Annotated in this window: 21 protein-coding genes; 4 read left to right on the top strand and 17 right to left on the bottom strand. The window is 74.4% G+C overall.

Annotated elements, in window-relative coordinates; translation table 11 throughout:
* Positions 1-24 precede the first annotated feature (24 nt).
* The 3 genes from ACH4T9_RS30895 to recO form a co-directional block, all read right to left on the bottom strand.
* Positions 25-210, bottom strand: a complete 186-nt coding sequence (locus tag ACH4T9_RS30895; RefSeq protein WP_396671422.1) for a hypothetical protein — start codon at positions 208-210, stop codon at positions 25-27.
* A gap of 69 nt (positions 211-279) precedes the next feature.
* On the bottom strand, positions 280-1,080 hold the full coding sequence (locus ACH4T9_RS30890; RefSeq protein WP_396671485.1) for an isoprenyl transferase: 801 nt from the start codon (positions 1,078-1,080) through the stop codon (positions 280-282).
* 8 nt (positions 1,081-1,088) lie between these two features.
* Positions 1,089-1,904 (bottom strand): DNA repair protein RecO, encoded by an 816-nt coding sequence (gene recO, locus ACH4T9_RS30885; protein ID WP_396671423.1) that lies wholly within the window; start codon positions 1,902-1,904, stop codon positions 1,089-1,091.
* Positions 1,905-2,003: 99 nt separating this feature from the next.
* On the opposite strand from recO, the gene ACH4T9_RS30880 reads away from it, so the two are divergent.
* Positions 2,004-2,849, top strand: coding sequence for a DUF4097 family beta strand repeat-containing protein (locus ACH4T9_RS30880; RefSeq protein WP_396671424.1), 846 nt, complete (start codon positions 2,004-2,006; stop codon positions 2,847-2,849).
* Here ACH4T9_RS30880 and ACH4T9_RS30875 read toward each other — a convergent pair.
* The 10 genes from ACH4T9_RS30875 to ACH4T9_RS30830 all read right to left on the bottom strand — a co-directional run bounded on the left by ACH4T9_RS30875 (position 2,836) and on the right by ACH4T9_RS30830 (position 11,544).
* Positions 2,836-3,984 (bottom strand): acyltransferase, encoded by a 1,149-nt coding sequence (locus tag ACH4T9_RS30875; protein ID WP_396671425.1) that lies wholly within the window; start codon positions 3,982-3,984, stop codon positions 2,836-2,838. The genes ACH4T9_RS30880 and ACH4T9_RS30875 overlap by 14 nt on opposite strands.
* A gap of 137 nt (positions 3,985-4,121) precedes the next feature.
* A complete protein-coding gene (locus ACH4T9_RS30870; RefSeq protein ID WP_396671426.1) occupies positions 4,122-4,304 on the bottom strand; it encodes a DUF397 domain-containing protein in 183 nt (60 codons plus the stop codon).
* Positions 4,301-5,083: a Scr1 family TA system antitoxin-like transcriptional regulator gene (locus tag ACH4T9_RS30865; RefSeq protein WP_396671427.1), complete on the bottom strand. Its 783-nt coding sequence runs from the start codon at positions 5,081-5,083 to the stop codon at positions 4,301-4,303. The genes ACH4T9_RS30870 and ACH4T9_RS30865 overlap by 4 nt, the downstream gene beginning before the upstream one ends.
* 109 nt (positions 5,084-5,192) lie before the next feature.
* Complete coding sequence (gene era / locus ACH4T9_RS30860; protein ID WP_396671486.1) at positions 5,193-6,098, bottom strand: GTPase Era; 906 nt, start codon at positions 6,096-6,098, stop codon at positions 5,193-5,195.
* 152 nt (positions 6,099-6,250) lie between these two features.
* Positions 6,251-6,637, bottom strand: a complete 387-nt coding sequence (locus ACH4T9_RS30855) for a cytidine deaminase (RefSeq protein WP_396671428.1) — start codon at positions 6,635-6,637, stop codon at positions 6,251-6,253.
* The gene (locus tag ACH4T9_RS30850) at positions 6,630-8,048 is read right to left on the bottom strand and encodes a hemolysin family protein (RefSeq protein ID WP_387025126.1); all 1,419 of its coding nucleotides are present in this window, start codon (positions 8,046-8,048) and stop codon (positions 6,630-6,632) included. Before ACH4T9_RS30850 ends, ACH4T9_RS30855 begins: the two co-directional genes overlap by 8 nt.
* On the bottom strand, positions 8,024-8,497 hold the full coding sequence (gene ybeY, locus ACH4T9_RS30845) for an rRNA maturation RNase YbeY (RefSeq protein WP_350887230.1): 474 nt from the start codon (positions 8,495-8,497) through the stop codon (positions 8,024-8,026). The genes ACH4T9_RS30850 and ybeY overlap by 25 nt, the downstream gene beginning before the upstream one ends.
* A gap of 9 nt (positions 8,498-8,506) precedes the next feature.
* Positions 8,507-9,571, bottom strand: a complete 1,065-nt coding sequence (locus ACH4T9_RS30840) for a PhoH family protein (RefSeq protein WP_396671429.1) — start codon at positions 9,569-9,571, stop codon at positions 8,507-8,509.
* A 241-nt stretch (positions 9,572-9,812) separates the two neighbouring features.
* Complete coding sequence (locus tag ACH4T9_RS30835; RefSeq protein WP_396671487.1) at positions 9,813-11,153, bottom strand: serine hydrolase domain-containing protein; 1,341 nt, start codon at positions 11,151-11,153, stop codon at positions 9,813-9,815.
* 40 nt (positions 11,154-11,193) lie between these two features.
* Complete coding sequence (locus tag ACH4T9_RS30830; protein WP_387025026.1) at positions 11,194-11,544, bottom strand: histidine triad nucleotide-binding protein; 351 nt, start codon at positions 11,542-11,544, stop codon at positions 11,194-11,196.
* A 45-nt stretch (positions 11,545-11,589) separates the two neighbouring features.
* Here ACH4T9_RS30830 and ACH4T9_RS30825 point away from each other — a divergent pair, with 45 nt between their 5' ends.
* Complete coding sequence (locus ACH4T9_RS30825; RefSeq protein WP_396671430.1) at positions 11,590-12,351, top strand: SDR family NAD(P)-dependent oxidoreductase; 762 nt, start codon at positions 11,590-11,592, stop codon at positions 12,349-12,351.
* A gap of 147 nt (positions 12,352-12,498) precedes the next feature.
* On the opposite strand, the gene ACH4T9_RS30820 is transcribed toward ACH4T9_RS30825, so the two are convergent.
* From ACH4T9_RS30820 to hrcA, 3 genes are all read right to left on the bottom strand, one after another.
* Entirely contained in the window at positions 12,499-13,233 is a 735-nt protein-coding gene (locus tag ACH4T9_RS30820) for a 16S rRNA (uracil(1498)-N(3))-methyltransferase (protein ID WP_396671431.1), read from the bottom strand.
* Positions 13,234-13,290: 57 nt separating this feature from the next.
* Positions 13,291-14,433: a molecular chaperone DnaJ gene (gene dnaJ / locus ACH4T9_RS30815; protein ID WP_396671432.1), complete on the bottom strand. Its 1,143-nt coding sequence runs from the start codon at positions 14,431-14,433 to the stop codon at positions 13,291-13,293.
* A 74-nt stretch (positions 14,434-14,507) separates the two neighbouring features.
* Positions 14,508-15,530, bottom strand: a complete 1,023-nt coding sequence (hrcA, locus tag ACH4T9_RS30810) for a heat-inducible transcriptional repressor HrcA (RefSeq protein WP_387025034.1) — start codon at positions 15,528-15,530, stop codon at positions 14,508-14,510.
* 267 nt (positions 15,531-15,797) lie between these two features.
* On the opposite strand from hrcA, the gene ACH4T9_RS30805 reads away from it, so the two are divergent.
* On the top strand, positions 15,798-16,475 hold the full coding sequence (locus ACH4T9_RS30805; protein WP_396671433.1) for a DUF4870 domain-containing protein: 678 nt from the start codon (positions 15,798-15,800) through the stop codon (positions 16,473-16,475).
* An 82-nt stretch (positions 16,476-16,557) separates the two neighbouring features.
* Here the strand turns inward: ACH4T9_RS30805 and hemW are convergent, their stop codons facing one another.
* A complete protein-coding gene (gene hemW, locus ACH4T9_RS30800; protein WP_396671434.1) occupies positions 16,558-17,781 on the bottom strand; it encodes a radical SAM family heme chaperone HemW in 1,224 nt (407 codons plus the stop codon).
* 18 nt (positions 17,782-17,799) lie between these two features.
* Here hemW and ACH4T9_RS30795 point away from each other — a divergent pair, with 18 nt between their 5' ends.
* Entirely contained in the window at positions 17,800-18,582 is a 783-nt protein-coding gene (locus ACH4T9_RS30795) for an enoyl-CoA hydratase-related protein (protein ID WP_396671435.1), read from the top strand.
* The last annotated feature ends 185 nt before the right edge of the window (positions 18,583-18,767 follow it).

Raw genomic sequence — 18,767 nt, 5'->3', positions numbered from 1 at the left:
CGGGGGGCGGCGCTGACGGACGGCTCACCAGAACCGGCGGCGCTTCGCCTTCTGCGGGCGCAGCAGGTCGGCGCCCCTGCTGAGCACCCGGGTCACGCCGGTCGGGCCGCGCCGGGCCTCCAGGGTGTGGCTGAGCCGGCGAGCTCCGGCCGCGGCCAGCGGCACGGCGACCGCCATGACCGCCCACTGGCCTATCCGCTTCTGAATCATGTGGGTTCACCTCCGCGTCGTGGCTGCTGAGAAGGTGATACCCAGCCGGGCCCGCCGGTAAGCCTGGGCTCAGGTCGACGGGGCGACCGGGTTGGGCAGCGCCCCGCCGAAGCGCCGGTCCCGCTGGGCGTACAGCTCGCAGGCGTACCAGAGGTGGCGACGGTCGAAGTCCGGCCAGAGGGTGTCGAGGAACACCAGCTCCGCGTACGCGGTCTGCCAGAGCAGGAAGTTGGAGATCCGTTCCTCGCCGGACGGGCGGAGGAAGAGGTCCACCTCGGGGATCTCCGGGTGGTAGAGGTACTTCGCGATCAGCTTCTCGTTGACCTTGCCCGGGTCGAGCCGACCGGCCGCCACGTCGCGGGCGATCGCGGCGGCGGCGTCGGCGATCTCCGCCTGCCCGCCGTAGTTGACGCAGAACTGGAGGGTCAGCGTCGAGTTCCCCCGGGACATCTCCTCGGCGGTCTGCAACTCGGAGATGACGCTCTTCCACAGCCGCCCGGCCCGGCCGGACCAGACCACCCGGACGCCGAGGTCGACGAGCTGGTCGCGGCGGCGGCGGATGACGTCCCGGTTGAAGCCCATCAGGAACCGGACCTCGTCGGGCGAGCGCCGCCAGTTCTCCGTGGAGAACGCGTACGCCGAGAGGTAGGGCACGCCCAGCTCGATCGCGCCCTCGATGGTGTCGAAGAGGCTGAACTCGCCCGCCTCGTGGCCCTTGGTGCGGGGCAGACCGCGATCCTTGGCCCACCGGCCGTTGCCGTCCATCACCACGGCGACGTGCCGGGGCACCGCTGCGGGGGGCAGCGCCGGGGGCCGGGCGCCCGACGGGTGCGGAGTCGGTGGCACCGGCTCGCGCCGGCCGGCCCTCATCGATCGGATCACTCGGCTCTCCCCCTGCTCACGTCCGGCACCCCCGGGCCGGTGACCGGAGCGCCCCGGTCGACCAGCGGCAGCGAGCGTAGCGCGCGTTCCAGGTGCCACTGCAGGTGCGCCGCGACCAGGCCGCTGCACTCCCGGCGTACGCCGGTCTCGGTGGCGTCGGCGAGCACCCAGTCGCCGGTGGTCAGCGCGGACATCAGGTCGACGGTGGCCGGGGCGGGGTGCGCGGCGCCGGGGGGCCGGCAGTCCGGGCAGACCGCGCCGCCCGCCGGCACGGAGAACGCCCGGTGCCGCCCCGGGGTGCCGCAGACCGCGCACGCGGTCAGCGCGGGGGCCCACCCCGCGAGGGTCATCCCGCGCAGCAGGTACGCGTCGAGCACCAGCGTGGTGGCGTGGTCACCCCGGGAGAGGGACTTCAGCGCGCCGAGGGTGAGCTGGAACAGCCGCAGCGAGGGCTCCCGCTCGACGGGGGTGAGCCGCTCGGCCGTCTCGGCGATCGCGCTGGCCGCCGTGTAGCGCGGGTAGTCGCCGAGGAACCGCTTGCCGTACAGGTCGATCCCCTCGACCTGGCTGACGCTGTGCAGCGAGCTGCCGGTGTTGCCCTTCGGGTCGCCGGCGAGCTGCACGTCGACGTGGCCGAACGGCTCCAGCCGGGCGCCGAACTTGCTGGTGGTGCGGCGGACCCCCCGGGCCACCGCGCGGAGCCGGCCGTGCCGGCGGGTGAGCAGGGTGATGATCCGGTCGGACTCGCCGAGCTTCTGCACGCGCAGCACCACCGCGTCGTCGCGGTAGAGCTGTCGGCGGTACCCGGGCATCCGGTCATTCTCCTCGGGGTGCGAAATCAGGGTCGGTTCGGGGTAGCCGGCGCGCGATCCCGGATGCGCCCCGGGCCGGCCCGGCCGTAGCGTGCCGGCATGGCTCCGCATCCCACCGCCGCGCCCACCCGGGCCGCCCCGCCCCGCCGCGCCGCCGTCGCCGTCCGCCGGCCGGTGCCGCGCACCGCCGTCGCCGCCGGCGCCGCCGCCGCACTGATCCTCGTCGCCGGGTGCGACACCCTGTCGATGCGCCAGCTCGACTTCGACACCACCGAGACCGCCACCGTGGCCCGGGTCGTCGTCCGCCAGGGTTCGGGCGACGTGACGGTACGGGGCACCGGCCCGACCGGTCAGGTACGCGTCAAGCGGGTGCTGCGCTACCACGGCGCCCAGCCCGACACCCGGCACGAGGTGCACGGCGACGAGCTGGTGCTGGACACCGACTGTGGCCGCCGTTGCTCGGTGTCGTACGACGTGACCGTGCCCCCGGGGACGACGGTGCGCGGCGAGGGCGGCTCGGGCGACATCACCCTGTCCAAGGTCGGCGCGGTCGAGCTGCGGCTCGGCTCGGGCAACATGCACATCGACGGGGCCGCCGGCCCGGTACGGGCCGAGACCGGTTCCGGCAACGTGGAGGTGGACGACGTGCCCGGCGCGGCCATCCTGCGGGCCGGCTCCGGCAACATCACGGGGCGGGGCCTCAGCGGTCAGGTCGACGCCGAGACCGGCTCGGGCAACGTCGACGTGGAGCTGTCCGCCCCCGCCTCGGCGCGGGCCCACGCCGACAGCGGGAACGTGGACCTGATCGTGCCCGCCGGCCGGTACCGGGTGCGCTCGAGCGTCGGGTCGGGCGATGCCGACCTCGGCGTCCCGGACGACCCGGCCGCGCCACTGCTGATCGACGTCGCCGCCGGCAGCGGGAACGTGACGGTCAGCGCACGCTGATCCTGAGGGTGTGCTCCTCGGAGGCCCGGGGCGCCGGCACCACCGCCCGCCCCGCCGGAGCGGGACTGACCGGCACGACGGAACCGCCGGCCGGGGCGGGGCTGACCGGCACGGCACCGCCGGCCGCCGCGCGGGGTCGGCCGCCCGGAAGCAGCTCCGGGGGCCGGCGGGCCGCCACATCCTCCACCCAGCCGACCAGCACGGTGGCCACGCCGACCAGCGCGAAGACCAGCGCCACCCGGATCGCCAGCCCGACCGGGTCCTGGTGGGACCAGCCGACGACGTCGACCAGCGGGGTGAGCGCCACCACGAACGGCATGTGCCAGAGGTAGCAGGTCAGCGCCCGCCGGTTCAGCACGGTCACCGCGCGGCCGAGCAGCGCGTTGCGGTCCACCCAGGCCGCCGACGCCGGGGCCCGGCCGATCGCCACCAGGATGAAGGCCGCCGACCAGAGCGCGTTGCCCAGCGGCATGTCGTTCAGGTCGTACCCCCGGGGGCCGGGGTGGGTGACGATCCAGGCCGCCCCGGCGGCGCCGAGGGCGAGCGCGGTCGGGACCAGCACCCGGGTGGCCATGCGGCGCAGCAGGCCGTCGTGGTGGGCGAAGCCGAGCAGCCAGGCCCCGAAGTACAGGCCGAAGTCCCGCAGCACCGTCGGCGCGTTCGGCAGCATGCCGACCTCGATCGCGGCCAGCAGTGCGTACGGGGCGAGCAGGGTGGGCCACGGTGCCCGCCGGAACAGCCAGAGCGCGAGGGGCGAGGCGAACACGAACCAGAGGTAGTCACGCAGGTACCAGATCGGGCTGAGCGCCAGCGCCCCCCAGTAGTTGGCCGGTGGGTCGGCGACGGGGAACGCCCAGAGCAGCACCCTCGGCGTCAGCGGCAGCCCGGTGAGCAGCATGGCGGGTACGAAGATCGCGGCCACCACCCACAGCGACGGCAGCAGGCGGCGCAGCCGCCGGCCCACCGCCGGCGCCCCGGACCTGTCCAGCGACGCCGCCATGAGCGATCCGGCAAGCGCGAACATCACCGACATCGCCGGGAAGAGCAGCGTCAGCGTGCCCCATCCGGTCACGTGGTAGACCACGACTCGGATGATCGCCAGGAAGCGCAGCAGGTCCAGGTATCGGTTTCGCATCAGCCTGCTTCAATGTCAGGGGGCAGGGCGCAAACGTTCCCTACCCTCCGACCGGACGCCGGCAAACGCCCACCATCGCGGGCTGAAAGTGAAAAAGGCCATAACCGGGCCTGGCCCGGGAGCGCGCCGGGGGTGGATCAGCGCGACGGCGGGGCGGCGACGAAGCAGCGCCAGTCCCCCGGGGCGAACGCGAGTACCGGGCCGGCGACGTCCTTGCTGTCGCGCACCAGGACCCGGCCCGGCAGGTTGTCGGCCACCTCGACGCAGTCGCCGCCGTTCGCGCTCGACCGGGTCGAGGTACGCCAGCGCGGATCGGTCATCGCTCGTCCACCAGCTTCCTGATCAGGTCGCGCGACTGGGCACGCGGCAGGGCCTCGGCCCGGACAGCCTCCCACGTCCGCTCCAGCGCGGCAACGTGCTCCGGGTCCAGCACCACCCGGCCCGCGAGCTGGTCGTCGAGGTAGCCGACCGGGTCCCCGTCGGGCAGGCTGGCCAGCACGAACGCGCCGGACTGGCCGAGGTGGAGCCCGGCCGTCGCGGGCACGACGTGGATCAGGACGCGGGGCCGCTCGCTCATCGCCAGCAGGTGTGCCAACTGCGGGCGCAGCACCTCCGCCGACCCCCGGCGCAGCACCGTCTCGTCGATGACGAAGGTGGTCAGCGGGGGCGAGTCGCGGTCGAACACCAGCGCCGGGCGGCCCATCCGCAGCTCCAGCGTCCGGGCCTGCTCCTCGGGCGGGGCCAGCCCGGTCGCCAGGATCGCCCGGGCGTACTCCTCGGTCTGCAACAGCCCCGAGATCACCAGCGGCTGGTACGAGCGCAGCGCGGTCGCCCGCGCCTCGTACTCCAGCCAGGGCACCAGCCACGACGGGGCGGTGTCCAGGCTGACCAGGCGCAGCAGCCCCTGGTAGAGCCGCCCGGTGCCGGCCGCCTCGTCCACCCGCCGGCAGTAGTCCGCGCGGGGCGGCCGGTGCCCGGTCTCCACCGCCGAGACGTGCGAGTCCGAGAAGTGGATGGCCCGACCGAAGTCGATCTGGGTCAGGCCCATCCGCTGCCGGACCGCGCGCAGCTCGTGACTGAGGAACTGTGTCGGGTTCATGCACGGACAGTAAGAAGCCCTGGCCACGGTCCGCAATCCCCGACACTCCCAGAAATTCCCCAGATCCGCCCCGCACGTCGGCTGGCCCGGCGCGCGGGGCGGCCCCGGGTCAGAAGCCGAGCTTGCGGAGCTGGTTGGGGTCGCGCTGCCACTCCTTCGCCACCCGGACGTGCAGGTCCAGGTAGACCCGGGTGCCGAGCAGCTCCTCGATCTGCCGGCGGGCGGCGATGCCGACCTGCTTGAGCCGGCTGGCCTGGTGACCGAGCACGATCGCCTTCTGGCTGGACCGCTCGACGTAGACGTCGGCGTAGATCTTCATGAGCTGACCCTCAGGGATCATCTCCTCCACCACCACGGCGATGGAGTGCGGCAGCTCGTCGCGGACCCCCTCCAGGGCCGCCTCCCGGATCATCTCGGCGATCAGCACCTGCTCCGGGTCCTCGGTGAGCATGTCGTCCGGGTAGAGCTGCGGCGACTCCGGCAGGTAGCCGGTCATCACGTCGACCAGGGTGTCGACCTGGTGACCGGAGACCGCGCTGACCGGCACCACCTCGGCGAACTCGCCCAGCTTGCTGACCGCGAGAAGCTGCTCGGCCAGTTGCCGCTTGCCCACCAGGTCGGTCTTGGTCACCACGGCCATCACGGTGGCCTTCAGCTCGGCCAGCTCGCCGGTGATGAACCGGTCCCCCCGGCCGACCGGCTCGTTCGCCGGGATGCACAGGCCGATCACGTCGACCTCGCTCCAGGTGGAGCGGACCAGGTCGTTCAGGCGCTCGCCGAGCAGCGTGCGGGGGCGGTGCAGGCCCGGGGTGTCGACCAGGACGAGCTGCGACTCCGGCCGGTGCAGCACGGCCCGGATGATGTGCCGGGTGGTCTGCGGCTTGTTCGAGGTGATCGCGATCTTCGTGCCGATGATGGCGTTGGTCAGCGTCGACTTGCCGGCGTTCGGCCGCCCCACGAAGCAGGCGAACCCGGCCCGGTACGGGCTGGCCCCCGGCTCGCCGCCGCCGGGCACGTCGCCGCCGCCGGGAACGCGGCCACCGGCCGCAGCGCCCCCGCCGTCGCGGCGACCGGCGGCAGCGCCCCCGCCACCGCCGTCGCGGCGACCGGCTGCGGGACGACCGTCGCGACGGCCGGCGACGGGACGGCCGGCTGCGGGACGGCCGGTCACTCGACCACCGTGCCGAGGATGGTGCCGTCCGGGGCGGCCACGTGGACCGGCGCGTCGGCGGTCAGGTCGCGGACGGCGGCGTGCCCAGCCCCGTCCAGGGTCGACGCCTCGGTCACCACCACGGCGGCCTCCAGTCGGGTGGCCCCGGCCGCCACGGCGGAAGCCACCGCGAGCTGGAGGGCGGTGAGGGTGAGCGAGGGCAGCGAGACGCTCGCCGCCGCGTACGTGCGGCCGTCCTGGTCGCGTACCGCCGCTCCCTCCACGGCGCCCACCCGGCCCCGCGCGCCGCGCGCCAGGACGACCAGCTTGCCGTCCTCGGCGGTCAGCTCGACCGGCGCGGCCGGGGTGGGCAGGGCTGCGGGTGCGGCGGGTGACTCAGGCATCGGCGGATTGCCTCTCCTCGGATCGGTTCTGGTTGCCCCGGTGGTCGGCGGGCTCGCCGCGCCCCGGGGTGGTGTCGGGATGGTCGGTCGGCTCGACCCGGCTGACGAGCACGGTGTCTATCCGGTTGCGCCGGCCGGTGGTGCCCTCGGCGTGCAGCCGGAGCTTGGCCACGTCGGCCTCCGCGCCGGGGATCGGAACCCGGCCCAGGGCCTGGGCGAGCAGGCCGCCGACCGTCTCGACCTCGTCGGCGGGCAACTCGACGTCGAACAGCTCGCCGAGGGTCTCGACCGGCAGCCGGGCGGTGACCCGCACCGAACCGTCCTCCAGCCGCTCGACCGGCGGGCGCTCGACATCGTACTCGTCGGTGATCTCCCCGACGATCTCCTCGAGGATGTCCTCGATGGTGACCAGGCCGCCGGTGCCGCCGTACTCGTCGACGACGATGACCAGGTGGTTGCGGGCCGCCTGCATCTCCGACAGCAGGTCGTCGACCGGCTTGGACTCCGGCACGAAGGTCGCCGGGCGCATCAGCTCGGCCACCGGCAGCCGGGCCGCGGCCTGATCGCCGCCCCGGGTACGCCGGATCAGGTCCTTCAGGTAGAGCACGCCCAGCACGTCGTCGACGCTCTCCCCGATGACCGGGATGCGGGAGAAACCGGAACGCAGGAAGAGCGTCAGCGCCTGGGAGAGGGTCTTGCGTTCCTCGATCCACAGCATCTCGGTGCGCGGCACCATCACCTCGCGGGCGATGGTGTCGCCCAGCGCGAAGACCGAATGGATCATCTGCCGCTCGCCGTGCTCCACGACGCCGCGCTGCTCGGCCAGGTCGACCAGCTCACGCAGCTCCACCTGGGTGGCGAACGGCCCCTCCCGGAAGCCGCGCCCCGGGGTGACCGCGTTGCCGATCAGGATCAGCAGCGAGGCGAGCGGGTTGAGCGCCCGCCCGAGCCAGCGCACCAGCGGGGCGACCGCCCGGCCGACCGCGTACGCGTGCTGCCGGCCGATGGTGCGCGGGCCGACGCCGACCACCACGAAGCTGATCACGGTCATCGCGCCGGCGGTGATCAGGGCAGCCCGCCAGCCCGCACCGAACGTGTCGACCGCCACCAGCGCGACCAGCGTGGTGGCGGTCAGCTCGGCCAGCAGCCGGAGCAGCAGCAGCAGGTTGAGGTGGCGGACCACGTCGCCGGCGACCGCCTGGAGGGTGCGGGCGCCCCGGGCGCCGTCGCGGGCCAGCTCGGCCGCCCGGGCCGGGGACACCGCGGCGAGCGCCGCCTCGGTCATCGCGATCAGGCCGGCGAGCACCACCAGCCCGGCCGCGAAGACGAGCAGTTGCAGGTCGGGAAGGCCGGCGGTGGCGCCGGCCGCCGATATCAGGGTGGGCATCACCGGGACCGGGTCGACCGCCAGCCGGCCAGCAGCCGGGCCTGGAGCTCGAACATCTCCCGCTCCTCCTCCGGCTCGGCGTGGTCGTACCCGAGCAGGTGCAGGACCCCGTGCACGGTGAGCAGGTGCAGCTCGTCCGCCGCCGCGTGGCCGGCGGTCGCGGCCTGCTTGGCCGCCACCTCGGGGCAGAGGACGATGTCGCCGAGCAGGGCCGGCTCTCCGCCGGACGCGCTGGTCTCGCCCGGCCCGTGGTCGACGCTGCCCTCGTCCATGGGGAAGGCGAGCACGTCGGTCGGGCCGTCGCCACCCATCCAGCGGTGGTTCAGCTCGGTCATGTAGTCGATGTCGACGAGCAGCACGGACAGCTCGGCGAGGGGGTTGACCCCCATCTCGTCGAGGGCGTACCGGGCGACGGCGAGCACGGCGTCGGTGTCGACCTCGACACCGGACTCGTTGGCGATCTCGATGGACAACTGGGTTCCCTAGGTCTGGCGGCGCCGGCCGGCCCGACCGCCCGGGGCGGTCCGCCCCGGCACGGCGTGCACGCCCTGCGCCTGCTGGTTCTCCCGCTCGGCGTCCCAGCGGGCGTACGCTTCGACGATCTCCCCGACCAGCCGGTGACGCACCACGTCGGAGCTGGACAGCTGCGCGAAGTGCACGTCCTCGACACCCTCCAGGATCTCCCGGACGATCCGCAAGCCGCTGGTCGTCCCGCCGGGAAGGTCCACCTGGGTGACGTCGCCGGTGACCACGATCTTGGAACCGAAGCCGAGCCGGGTGAGGAACATCTTCATCTGCTCGGGCGTGGTGTTCTGGGCCTCGTCGAGGATGATGAACGCGCTGTTCAACGTGCGACCGCGCATGTACGCCAGCGGCGCGACCTCGATCGTCCCCGCCGCCATCAGCTTCGGGATGGTCTCCGGGTCGAGCATGTCGTGCAGCGCGTCGTAGAGCGGGCGCAGATACGGGTCGATCTTCTCGTTGAGCGTGCCGGGCAGGAAGCCGAGCCGCTCCCCCGCCTCGACCGCCGGCCGGGTCAGGATGATCCGGTCGACCTGCTTGGCCTGGAGCGCCTGGACGGCCTTGGCCATCGCCAGGTATGTCTTGCCGGTGCCCGCCGGGCCGATGCCGAAGACGATGGTGTGCGCGTCGATGGCGTCGACGTAGGTCTTCTGCCCGAGGGTCTTGGGGCGGATGGTGCGCCCGCGCCGGGAGAGGATGTTGTGCGTCAGGACCTCGGCGGGCCGCTCGGCGCCGCCCTGCTCGAGCATGCCGACGGTACGCCGGACGGCGTCAGTGGTCAGGGTCTCGCCTTTCTCGATCAGTTCGAGCAGCTCGCTGAAGAGGCGCTCGGCGAGGGCGTTGTCCGCGGGAGCACCGGTGATGGTGATCTCGTTGCCGCGGACGTGCACGTCGCTGGTGACCGAGCGTTCGACGAGTCGCAGGATCTCGTCGCCCGCGCCCAGCAGGTTGACCATGATCTTGGGATCCGGAACGGTGATCCTGGTCTGCACCCGGGGCGGGCCGGGAGGTGGGGTGCCGGTCATAGGTCGGGCCGAGGGGCCCTGCGCCACCTGCTCTCACTCTCGGCGCCGGGCCTGGCGGGCGCGGCGGTCGGACGTTGCCTCCATCCTATCGTTTCCCGCCCGGTGACACCTCTGCCATTACCCGGGCCGCCGACCCGCCCCGCCTGCCGCCGAGCCGCCCCACCCGGGGCGGGGTCAGCGACGCTCCGGGACGGGGGCCCGCGACGCTCGGGGCGGGGCCAGCGACGCTCCGGGGCGGGGGTCAGCGCCGGAAGTCGTACCCGTCGAAGGTCTCCTGGGCCCGGGTGAACCGGTAGGTGGCCCAGTGCAGCCGGACCACCGTCCCGTCCGCGTCCCGGGTCAGTCGGAGCAGCTCGCCAACCTCCCGCCCGGACACGGTGCGGAACACGTCCGGCCGCTCCGGCACCGGGGCGAAGACCGCCGGGGGCTTCCCCGCCGGGTCGTCCGCGCCCCGGGCCCGCAGGGCCCCGTCGTGCCAGCCGAAGACGTACTCGAAGCCCTCGCCCCACCAGCGGCCCAGCATCCCGCGCAGGTGCGCCGGGGCGGGCTCCCCCGGCAGCCACGGCTCGACGTCGGCCGGGTCGTGCTCGGCAGACGCCGCGAGCAGCCGGTGCGGCAGGTCCATCACCTGCACCCCGGTCCCGGACGAGCCGAGCACCGCCGCGCCCATCGCCCCGGCGGTGCCGTCGCCGCCGCGCCGGCCGTAGACGGCGGCCAGGAAGCCGGGCATCGCCCCGTCGTGCCCGACGTGCACCACCCGCTCGCCCTGCGGCACGAGGATGAGCCCCAGCCCGAAGCCCGCGCCCCAGGACGTCTCGTCGGTGACGGTCAGCGGCCAGCGCATCTCGTCCAGGGTGGCCGGGGCGAGCACCGCGCCGGCCGGGTCCAGCGCCGCCGGGTCGGCCAGGAACGCCGCCCACCGGGCCATGTCCGAGGCGGTGCTCCAGAGCTGGGCGGCCGGGCCGACCGCGCCGAAGTCGGTCGGCGGCTCCGGGTGCGCCTCGTCGGAGTACGCGTCGACCAGGAACCCGGTGGCCGCCGCCGGACCCGGCCGGTCGGCGGTGGCGGCCAGGCCGAGCGGGGCGAGCACCCGCTCGCCGAGCACCTCGGCCCAGGTGCCGCCGCGCAGCCGCGCGACGAGCTGGCCGAGCAGCGCCATGCCGAGGTTGGAGTAGTGGTAGCGGCGGGCCGGCGGCAACACCCGCTCGGCCCGGGCCAGGTCGGCCAGCAGCGCGTCCACGTCGGGGGCGGCCAGGGTGTCCCAGACGTCGCCGTGCGGCTCCCGTTGCAGGCCCGAGGTGTGCGACAGCAGCCGGCGCACGGTCAGCTCGGCGTGCGCCGGTACGTCGAGGTGCCGGCCCACCGGGTCGTCCAGGTCGAGCAGGCCCGCGTCGCGGCACTGGAGGACCAGCACGGCGGTGAAGGTCTTGGTGACCGAGCCGATCCGGAACAGCGTCTGCGGGCCGAGGACGCCGTCGTTGCCGGTGCCGCCGACCGCGCACGTCCACGGCGGCCGGTCGGCCCGGTGCAGGGCGGCCGACACGGCCGGCACCCGCCCGTCGGCCTGGACCCGCCGCACCATCCGCTCCAGGCGGCCGTCGATCTCGCTCACCACCGTCCGCCTACCGGCAGATCATCGGGCCGAGCGGCGCGCCGCCGAGCACGTGCGCGTGGACGTGGAAGACCTCCTGGCCCCCGTACGCCCCGGTGTTGAACATCAGCCGGTAGCCGTCGCCGAGCAGCCCCTCCTCCTCGGCCACGACGGCCGCCGCGGCCAGCAGCTCCCCGGCCAGCGCCGGGTCGCCCTGGCCCAGGGTGGCCACGTCGGCGTAGTGCTCCTTGGGGATGACCAGCACGTGCACCGGGGCCTTCGGGGAGATGTCCCGGAACGCCAGGGTGGTGTCGGTCTCCCGGACGATGGTGGCCGGGATCTCCCCGGCGACGATGCGGCAGAACAAGCAGTCGGATCCCATCGGGGCATGGTAAGGCGTGCCGGCCTGCTCAGGCATGATGGCGGCGTGACTTCACGGGCGGTACTGGTGACGGGGTCCTCACGCGGCATCGGGCGCGCGGTGGCGGCGAGGTTCGCGGCGGGCGGGGACCGGGTGGCGATCCACCACCGGGACTCGGCGGAGCTGGCCGAGCGGCTGCGCGCCGAACTGCCGGGTGACGGCCACGTCGTGGTCCGCGCGGACCTGACCGACCCCGACGCGGTACGGGCGATGGTCGACGACGCGGCGGCCCGCCTCGGCGGCCTGGACGTGCTGGTCAACAACGCCGGGGTGTACGGCGAGCGGGACGCCCCGCACCCGGTCTTCGGCACGTCCTACGCCGACTGGCAGCGGCGCTGGCGGCAGGTGCTGGAGACCAACCTGACCGGGGCGGCCAACGTGACCTGGTGCGCCGCCCAGCACATGCGCGAGCGGGGCGGGCGGATCGTGAACGTCTCCTCCCGGGGCGCGTTCCGGGGCGAGCCGGACCAGCCGGCGTACGGGGCGAGCAAGGCGGGGCTGAACGCGCTCGGCCAGTCCCTCGCGGTGGCCCTCGCCCCGTACGGCATCGCGGTGGCCACGGTGGCCCCCGGCTTCGTGGAGACGGACATGACCACAGAGCACCTGGCCGGCGAGCGGGGCGCGACGATCCGCGCCCAGAGCCCGTTCAACCGGGTGGCCCGCCCCGACGAGATCGCCGCCACCATCCACTGGCTGACCAGCCCCGAGGCGGAGTGGACCTCCGGCACCATCATCGACCTCAACGGCGCCAGCTACCTCCGCACCTAACCCCCACCCCACCCCCCGCGTCACCCCCTCCCCGGGTAACCCCGTGGCGCAAATTCACGGAATGAGTGGCTATTCCACGTGGAATAGCCACTCATTCCGTGTAAGTGCGGGCTAACGGCCCCGGGGGGGAGGGGTGGGGTGGGTGGGTTACCAGCGGGGGAGGCGGGTGGAGAGGACCGAGAGTGCGGCCACGCCGGCCGTGGAGGTGCGCAGGACCGACGGGCCCAGGCGGACCGGGCGGGCGCCGGCGGCGGCGAAGGTGGCCAGCTCGGGCTCGGCGATACCGCCCTCCGGGCCGACTACCAGCACGATCTCGCCCGCGTCGGGCAGCTCCACGGTGGTCAGCCGGTCGTCGGCCTCCTCGTGCAGGACGAACGCGGCGGTGGCCCCGGCGATCCGCCGGGCCACGGCGGCGGTGGACTCGTCGGGGGACCCGGCCAGCACCGGCAGCCACGCCCGGCGGGCCTGCTTCGCCGCCTCCCGGGCGGTGGCCGCCCACCTCTCCCGCGCCCGTACGCCCCGGTCGCCGCGCCACTGCACCACCGAGCGTGATGCGCCCCAGGGGACGATCTCGTCCACCCCGACCTCGGTCATCGCCTGCACGGCCAGTTCGCCCCGGTCGCCCTTGGCGATGCCCTGCACCACCACGAGCCGGGGCACGGACGCGTCGACGTACCCCCGGGAGGTGATGTCGAGTTCCAGGCTGCCCCGGCCGACGGCGGTGACCACGGCGGACGCGGTGCCGCCCCGGCCGTCGGCGAGCAGCAGCTCCTCGCCCACCCGCAGCCGCTGCACGGTGGCGGCGTGGTGCCCCTCGGGGCCGTCCAGGGTGAGCTGGGCAGCGGTGGGCAGCGACTCGACCAGGAACAGCGGCGCGGACACGACGATCAGGTTAGCCGCCCCGGCGGGAACCGGGGCGGCGAGGCCGGAGGACCGGGGTCAGGGGTGCCCGTTGAACGCGTCGCGCATCCGGGAGAAGAAGCCGCCCTGCTTGGACAGCTCGGCGACCTCCTCGCCCCGGGTCTTGGCGAAGTCGCGGAGCATCTTCTCCTGGTCGGCGTCGAGCTTGGTCGGGGTCCGCACGTCGAGGTGGACGTAGAGGTCGCCACGGCCGGTGCCGCGCAGGTGCGGCACGCCCCGGGCACGCAGCCGCAGGGTGCTGCCCGGCTGGGTGCCGGCCTTGACGTCGACCGTCTCCTCGCTGTCCAGCGTCTTGATGGTCAGCCGGGTGCCGAGCGCGGCGGCGGTCATCGGGACGGTCACCCGGCAGTGCAGGTCGTCGCCCTTGCGGGAGTAGACGTCGTGCGTGCGCTCGTGGATCTCCACGTACAGGTCGCCGGCGGTGCCGCCGCCCGGGCCGACCTCGCCCTGCTGGGCCAGCCGGATCCGCATGCCGTCCTCGACCCCGGCCGGGATCTTCACGGTCAGCGAGCGGCGGGTGCGCACCCGCCCGTCGCCGGCGCAGGTCGGGCAGGGGTGCGGGATCGTGGTGCCGTACCCCTGGCAGACCGTGCACGGCCGGGCGGAGACCACCTGGCCGAGGAACGTGCGCTGCACCGACTGGACCTCGCCCCGGCCGCCGCACGCCTCACAGGTGGCCAGGTGGGTGCCGGCGGCGGTGCCCGCGCCGGAGCAGGTGGTGCAGAGCACGGCGGTGTCGACGGTGATCGGCGCCTCGACGCCGAACGCCGTCTCGTGCAGGTCCAGCTCCAGCCGCAGGATCGCGTCGGCCCCCGGCCGGGTACGCGGGCGGGGCCCGCGCGCGCCGCCGGCCGCGCCGCCGAAGAAGGCGTCCATGATGTCCTGGAAGCCGACGAACGGGCCGGCCCCGCCGGGCCCGCCCGGGCCCGCGCCCCCGCCGCCCGGCGCGAGCGGGTCACCGCCCAGGTCGACGATCTGCCGTTTCCGGTCGTCCGAGAGGACCTCGTACGCGGCGTTGATGTCCTTGAACTTCTCCTGTGCCTCCGGGTCCGGATTCACGTCCGGGTGGAACTGCCGCGCCAGCTTGCGGTAGGCGCGCTTGATCTCGTCGTCGGAGGCTTCCCGGCCTACGCCGAGGATGCCGTAGTAGTCCCTGGCCACTGCGTTCCCGTGTCCTCATGTTCGTCTCGCGTTGCGCCGGTCGGCGGCCGGAGCCGGCCGTCGGCCCTGACTGGTCAGTTCTGGGCCAGCAGCTCGCCCACGTAGCGTGCCACGGCCCGCACCGTGGCGATGGTGCCGGGGTAGTCCATCCGGGTGGGGCCGAGCACGCCCAGGCCGCCGAGCGCGGCCGCCCCCGGCCCGTACCCGGTGCTCACCACCGAGGCGGCGCGCAGGTTGTCGATCTCGTTCTCGTCGCCGATCAGCACCCGGGTGGTGGTCGACTCGGCCTCGCCGATGAGTTTGAGCATCACCACCTCCTCCTCCAGGGCCTCCAGGATCGGCCGCAGCGAACCCTGGAAGTCCAGCAGGCCGCCCCGGGTGAGGTTGGCGGTGCCGGCGAGCGCGATGCGTTCCTCGTGCCGCTCGACCAGCGTCTCCAGCAGCACCGTGGACAGCGTGGTCATGGCCGGACGCAGGTGCGCCGCCGACTCCTCGACCAGGGCCTGCACCAGTGGCGGGGTCTCCGACAGCCGGCTGCCGACCAGCTTCTCGTTGACCAGCCGGCGCAGGTCGGTGACGACGTCGGCGGGGACCGGCGCGGGCAGCTCGACCAGCCGCTGCTCGACCCGCCCCGTGTCGGCGATCATCACCAGCATCAGCCGGGTGGTGGAGATCGGCACCAGCTCCAGGTGCCGCACCGAGGACCGGGCGAGCGACGGGTACTGCACCACGGCGACCTGCCGGGTGAGCTGGGCCAGCAGCCGGACCGTGCGGTGCACCACGTCGTCCAGGTCGACTGCGCCGACCAGGAAGCGCTCGATGGCCCGGCGCTCGGCCGGGCTGAGCGGCTTGACCCGGGAAAGCCGGTCGACGAAAAGCCGGTAGCCCCGGTCGGTGGGAACCCGCCCGGCGCTGGTGTGCGGCTGCCGGATGTACCCCTCCTCCTCCAGCACCGCCATGTCGTTGCGGACGGTCGCCGGGGAGACGCCGAGCTGGTGGCGCTCGACCAGGGCCTTGCTGCCGACCGGCTCCTGGGTGGCGACGTAGTCCTCGACGATCGCGCGGAGCACGGCGAGCTTGCGGTCGTCGAGACCCACTCCCCTTACCTCCTGTCGCACGTCGGTGCCCCGTCGTCGCGGCGACGCCCCGGGCCTGCCCGCCGGCTGGCGAAGCCTGGCACTCGACTGTAATGAGTGCCAGTCTACGTCGGCTGCCCCGCCGTCGGTAAGATCACAGACGGACCGTCGGCCCGGCCACGGCACCCGGGCGACGGAGCGGGACGCCGGCCCCGCTGCCGATCATCCCCTCGTCCCGACCAGTGTCGCTCTGGTGCCCACTTGTCGGCAGCCCCTACCGTGACGTGCATGACTGAACCACCTCGCCCTCCCGGATCAGGCGACCCGGGCGGCTACCCGCCCGAGGCCAACCCGCCGTCGGCACCGTACGGCTCGTCGGCGGACGAGCCGCCCACCGCACCACTTTCCGGGGCTCCCGGGGTGGGCGGCTATCCCCCGCCCGGTGGCTATCCACCACCCACCGGCGACCAGTCGCCGTCGGGCGGTTACCCGCCGCCCGGCAGCCAGCCCCCGCCGGGTGGCTTCAACCCGGGCGGCTACCCCCCGGGTGGCGCATACCCCCCGGGTGCCGGATATCCGACCGGCGGGGCGTACCCGGGCCCGACCGGCGGCTACCCGACCAACGACGACAAGACCTGGGCGCTGATCGCGCACTTCGGCGGTCCGCTCGGCGTGGTGGTCGGCGGCAGCCTGCTCGGCTGGGTCGCCCCGCTGATCGCGCTCGTGGTCAAGGGCCCGCAGTCGCCGACCGTGCGCGCGCACGCCGTCGCGGCGCTGAACTTCCAGCTCACCTGGGTGATCGCCCTCCTGGTCAGCTTCGTGCTCGCCGTGGTCACCTGCGGGGTCCTGTTCTTCATCCCGATGCTGGTCGCCCTGGTGCCGATCATCTTCGGCATCATCGGCGGCATCAAGGCCAACGAGGGCACGCTCTACCGCTATCCGATGACCTACAACCTCGTGAAGTGACCCGCTTCGGCCGGCCCCCGTCGGGCCGGCCGGAAGCCGGGCAGCCGGCCCGGCGCACGGGGGCGCGGGACAAGGCGTCCGATCAGGGCAGCAGGTCGCGCACGACCGCGTCGGCCAACAGCCGGCCACGCAGGGTGAGCACGGCCCGGCCGGCCGCGTACCCGGCCGGGTCGAGCAGCCCGCCGGCCACGGCCCGCTCCGCGCCGGCCCGGCCCGGCGCGTCCAGCACTTCCAGCGGCAGGCCGGAGGCGAGCCGCAGGCGCAGCATTACGTCCTCCATGTGCGCCTCGCCGGGTGTGAGCACCTCCCGGGCCAGGCCGGGGGACTCCCCCACCGCGAGCCGCTTCGCGTACGCGCTCGGGTGCTTGACGTTCCACCAGCGCACCCCGCCGACGTGGCTGTGCGCCCCCGGCCCCAGGCCCCACCAGTCCGCGCCGGTCCAGTAGAGCAGGTTGTGCCGGCACCGCCCGGCCGGCGTGCGGGCCCAGTTGGACACCTCGTACCAGGAGAAGCCGGCCGCGCCGAGGGCGGCCTCCGCGGCCAGGTAGCGGTCCGCCGCCACGTCGTCGGAGGGGTACGGCAGCTCGCCGCGCCGCATCCGCGCGGCCAGCCGGGTGCCGTCCTCCACGATCAGGGCGTACGCGCTGACGTGGTCCACCCCGGCGGCGACCACCTGGTCGAGGGACGCCGCGAAGTCCTCGGCGCCCTCCCCCGGCGTGCCGTAGATCAGGTCCAGGTTGACGTGGTCGAACCCGGCGTCGCGGGCCTCCGCCGCGGCGGCGGTGGCCCGGCCGGCGCTGTGCCGACGGTCGAGTACCGCCAGCACCCCCGGGGCGGCGGACTGCATGCCCAGCGAGATGCGGGTGTACCCGGCCGCCCGCAGGGTCTTCAGCGACTGCGGCGTGACCGACTCCGGGTTGGCCTCGGTGCTCACCTCGGCGTCGGCCGCCAGCCCCCAGGTGCGGTCGATGCCGTCGAGGATCCGGGCCAGGTCGTCGGCCGGGAGCAGGGTCGGGGTGCCGCCGCCGACGAACACGGTGTCGACCCTCGGCGGCGGGGTCCCGCCGAGCACCCGGCCCGCGAGGGCCAGCTCGGCCAGCACCGTGTCGGCGTACGACTCGCGGCCGACCCCGCCGCCCAACTCGTCGGCCGTGTACGTGTTGAAGTCGCAGTAGCCGCACCGGCTGGCGCAGAACGGCACGTGCACGTACACGCCGAAGCCGCGCGCGCCGACGGCGCGGGTGGCGGTGGCGGGCAGCGAGCCGTCGGCGGGGACGGCTTCGCCTTCTGGAAGGACGCCGGGCATGGCCACTAGTGTGCCCGCATGACCTCCTCCGACGCGCTCGTGCGGGTCACCACGGCCCGCGGGGTGACCACCCTCACCCTGAACAGCCCGCACAACCGCAACGCGCTCTCGACGCCGCTGATGACCGAGCTGCTGGCCGGGCTGTCCGCCGCGGTGGCCGACGACGCGGTCCGGGTGGTCGTGCTCGACCACACCGGCCCGGTGTTCTGCTCCGGCGCCGACCTGAAGGAGACCGCCGCCGCGTACGCCGGCGGCAGCGTCCCGGCGGGGATGCTCGGCGACGTGCTCGCGGCGGTCTGGGAGTGCCCGAAGCCGGTGGTGGCCCGGGTGGCCGGGCCGGCGCGGGCCGGCGGGCTCGGCCTGATCGCGGCGGCCGACCTGGCGGTCTGCGCACAGGAGGCGACGTTCGCCTTCACCGAGGTACGGATCGGGGTGATCCCGGCGGTGATCTCGGCGACCGTGCTTCCCCGGCTGGCCCCCCGGGCCGCCGCCGAGCTGTACCTGACCGGCGACACCTTCGACGGCCGGCGGGCCGCCGAGATCGGCCTGGTCACCACCGCCGTGCCGGCCGACGGGCTGGACGCGGCGGTGGAGCGGGTGTGCGCGTCGCTGGTGCGGGGCGCGCCGCAGGCGCTGGCCGGTGCGAAGGCGCTGCTGCGCCGGCCGCCGGCCGCCGACCTGGCCGCCGAGATCGCCGAGCTGGCCGCCGTGTCGACCGGGTACTTCCTCTCCGGGGAGGGGCGCGAGGGGGTGCTGGCGTTCCGGGAGAAGCGGGACGCAAGCTGGGTGCCGACCGCCTGAGGCGTTTCCCGCCCCGGCCGGCGGGAAAGCCGGCCGGCACCGCGCCCGTCGCGCCCCGGCACCGGGCCGGGCGGAACACACCGCCCCGGACGGGAAATGTGGTCGACTCGCTACGGAACGGAGCGAACCGGTCGGACGAGCCGGTCGGCGACGGTGGGGACGTACTCTTGGCGGACGCTGGCGAA

Origin of the sequence: Micromonospora sp. NPDC020750, assembly GCF_044334565.1 — a bacterium.
In the GTDB taxonomy this organism is placed as follows: Bacteria; Actinomycetota; Actinomycetes; order Mycobacteriales; family Micromonosporaceae; genus Micromonospora.
The sequence above is the reverse complement of the archived record's forward strand: the minus strand, read 5'-3'. Positions and strand labels throughout refer to the sequence as shown.

Coding starts and splice junctions, on each gene's coding strand:
- ACH4T9_RS30895 (WP_396671422.1), bottom strand. CDS start 210: ATGATTCAGAAGCGGATAGGCCAGTGGGCGGTCATGGCGGTCGCCGTG.
- ACH4T9_RS30890 (WP_396671485.1), bottom strand. CDS start 1,080: ATGAGGGCCGGCCGGCGCGAGCCGGTGCCACCGACTCCGCACCCGTCG.
- recO (WP_396671423.1), bottom strand. CDS start 1,904: ATGCCCGGGTACCGCCGACAGCTCTACCGCGACGACGCGGTGGTGCTG.
- ACH4T9_RS30880 (WP_396671424.1), top strand. CDS start 2,004: ATGGCTCCGCATCCCACCGCCGCGCCCACCCGGGCCGCCCCGCCCCGC.
- ACH4T9_RS30875 (WP_396671425.1), bottom strand. CDS start 3,984: ATGCGAAACCGATACCTGGACCTGCTGCGCTTCCTGGCGATCATCCGA.
- ACH4T9_RS30870 (WP_396671426.1), bottom strand. CDS start 4,304: ATGACCGATCCGCGCTGGCGTACCTCGACCCGGTCGAGCGCGAACGGC.
- ACH4T9_RS30865 (WP_396671427.1), bottom strand. CDS start 5,083: ATGAACCCGACACAGTTCCTCAGTCACGAGCTGCGCGCGGTCCGGCAG.
- ACH4T9_RS30855 (WP_396671428.1), bottom strand. CDS start 6,637: ATGCCTGAGTCACCCGCCGCACCCGCAGCCCTGCCCACCCCGGCCGCG.
- ACH4T9_RS30840 (WP_396671429.1), bottom strand. CDS start 9,571: ATGACCGGCACCCCACCTCCCGGCCCGCCCCGGGTGCAGACCAGGATC.
- ACH4T9_RS30835 (WP_396671487.1), bottom strand. CDS start 11,153: ATGGTGCGGCGGGTCCAGGCCGACGGGCGGGTGCCGGCCGTGTCGGCC.
- ACH4T9_RS30830 (WP_387025026.1), bottom strand. CDS start 11,544: ATGGGATCCGACTGCTTGTTCTGCCGCATCGTCGCCGGGGAGATCCCG.
- ACH4T9_RS30805 (WP_396671433.1), top strand. CDS start 15,798: ATGACTGAACCACCTCGCCCTCCCGGATCAGGCGACCCGGGCGGCTAC.
- hemW (WP_396671434.1), bottom strand. CDS start 17,781: ATGCCCGGCGTCCTTCCAGAAGGCGAAGCCGTCCCCGCCGACGGCTCG.
- ACH4T9_RS30795 (WP_396671435.1), top strand. CDS start 17,800: ATGACCTCCTCCGACGCGCTCGTGCGGGTCACCACGGCCCGCGGGGTG.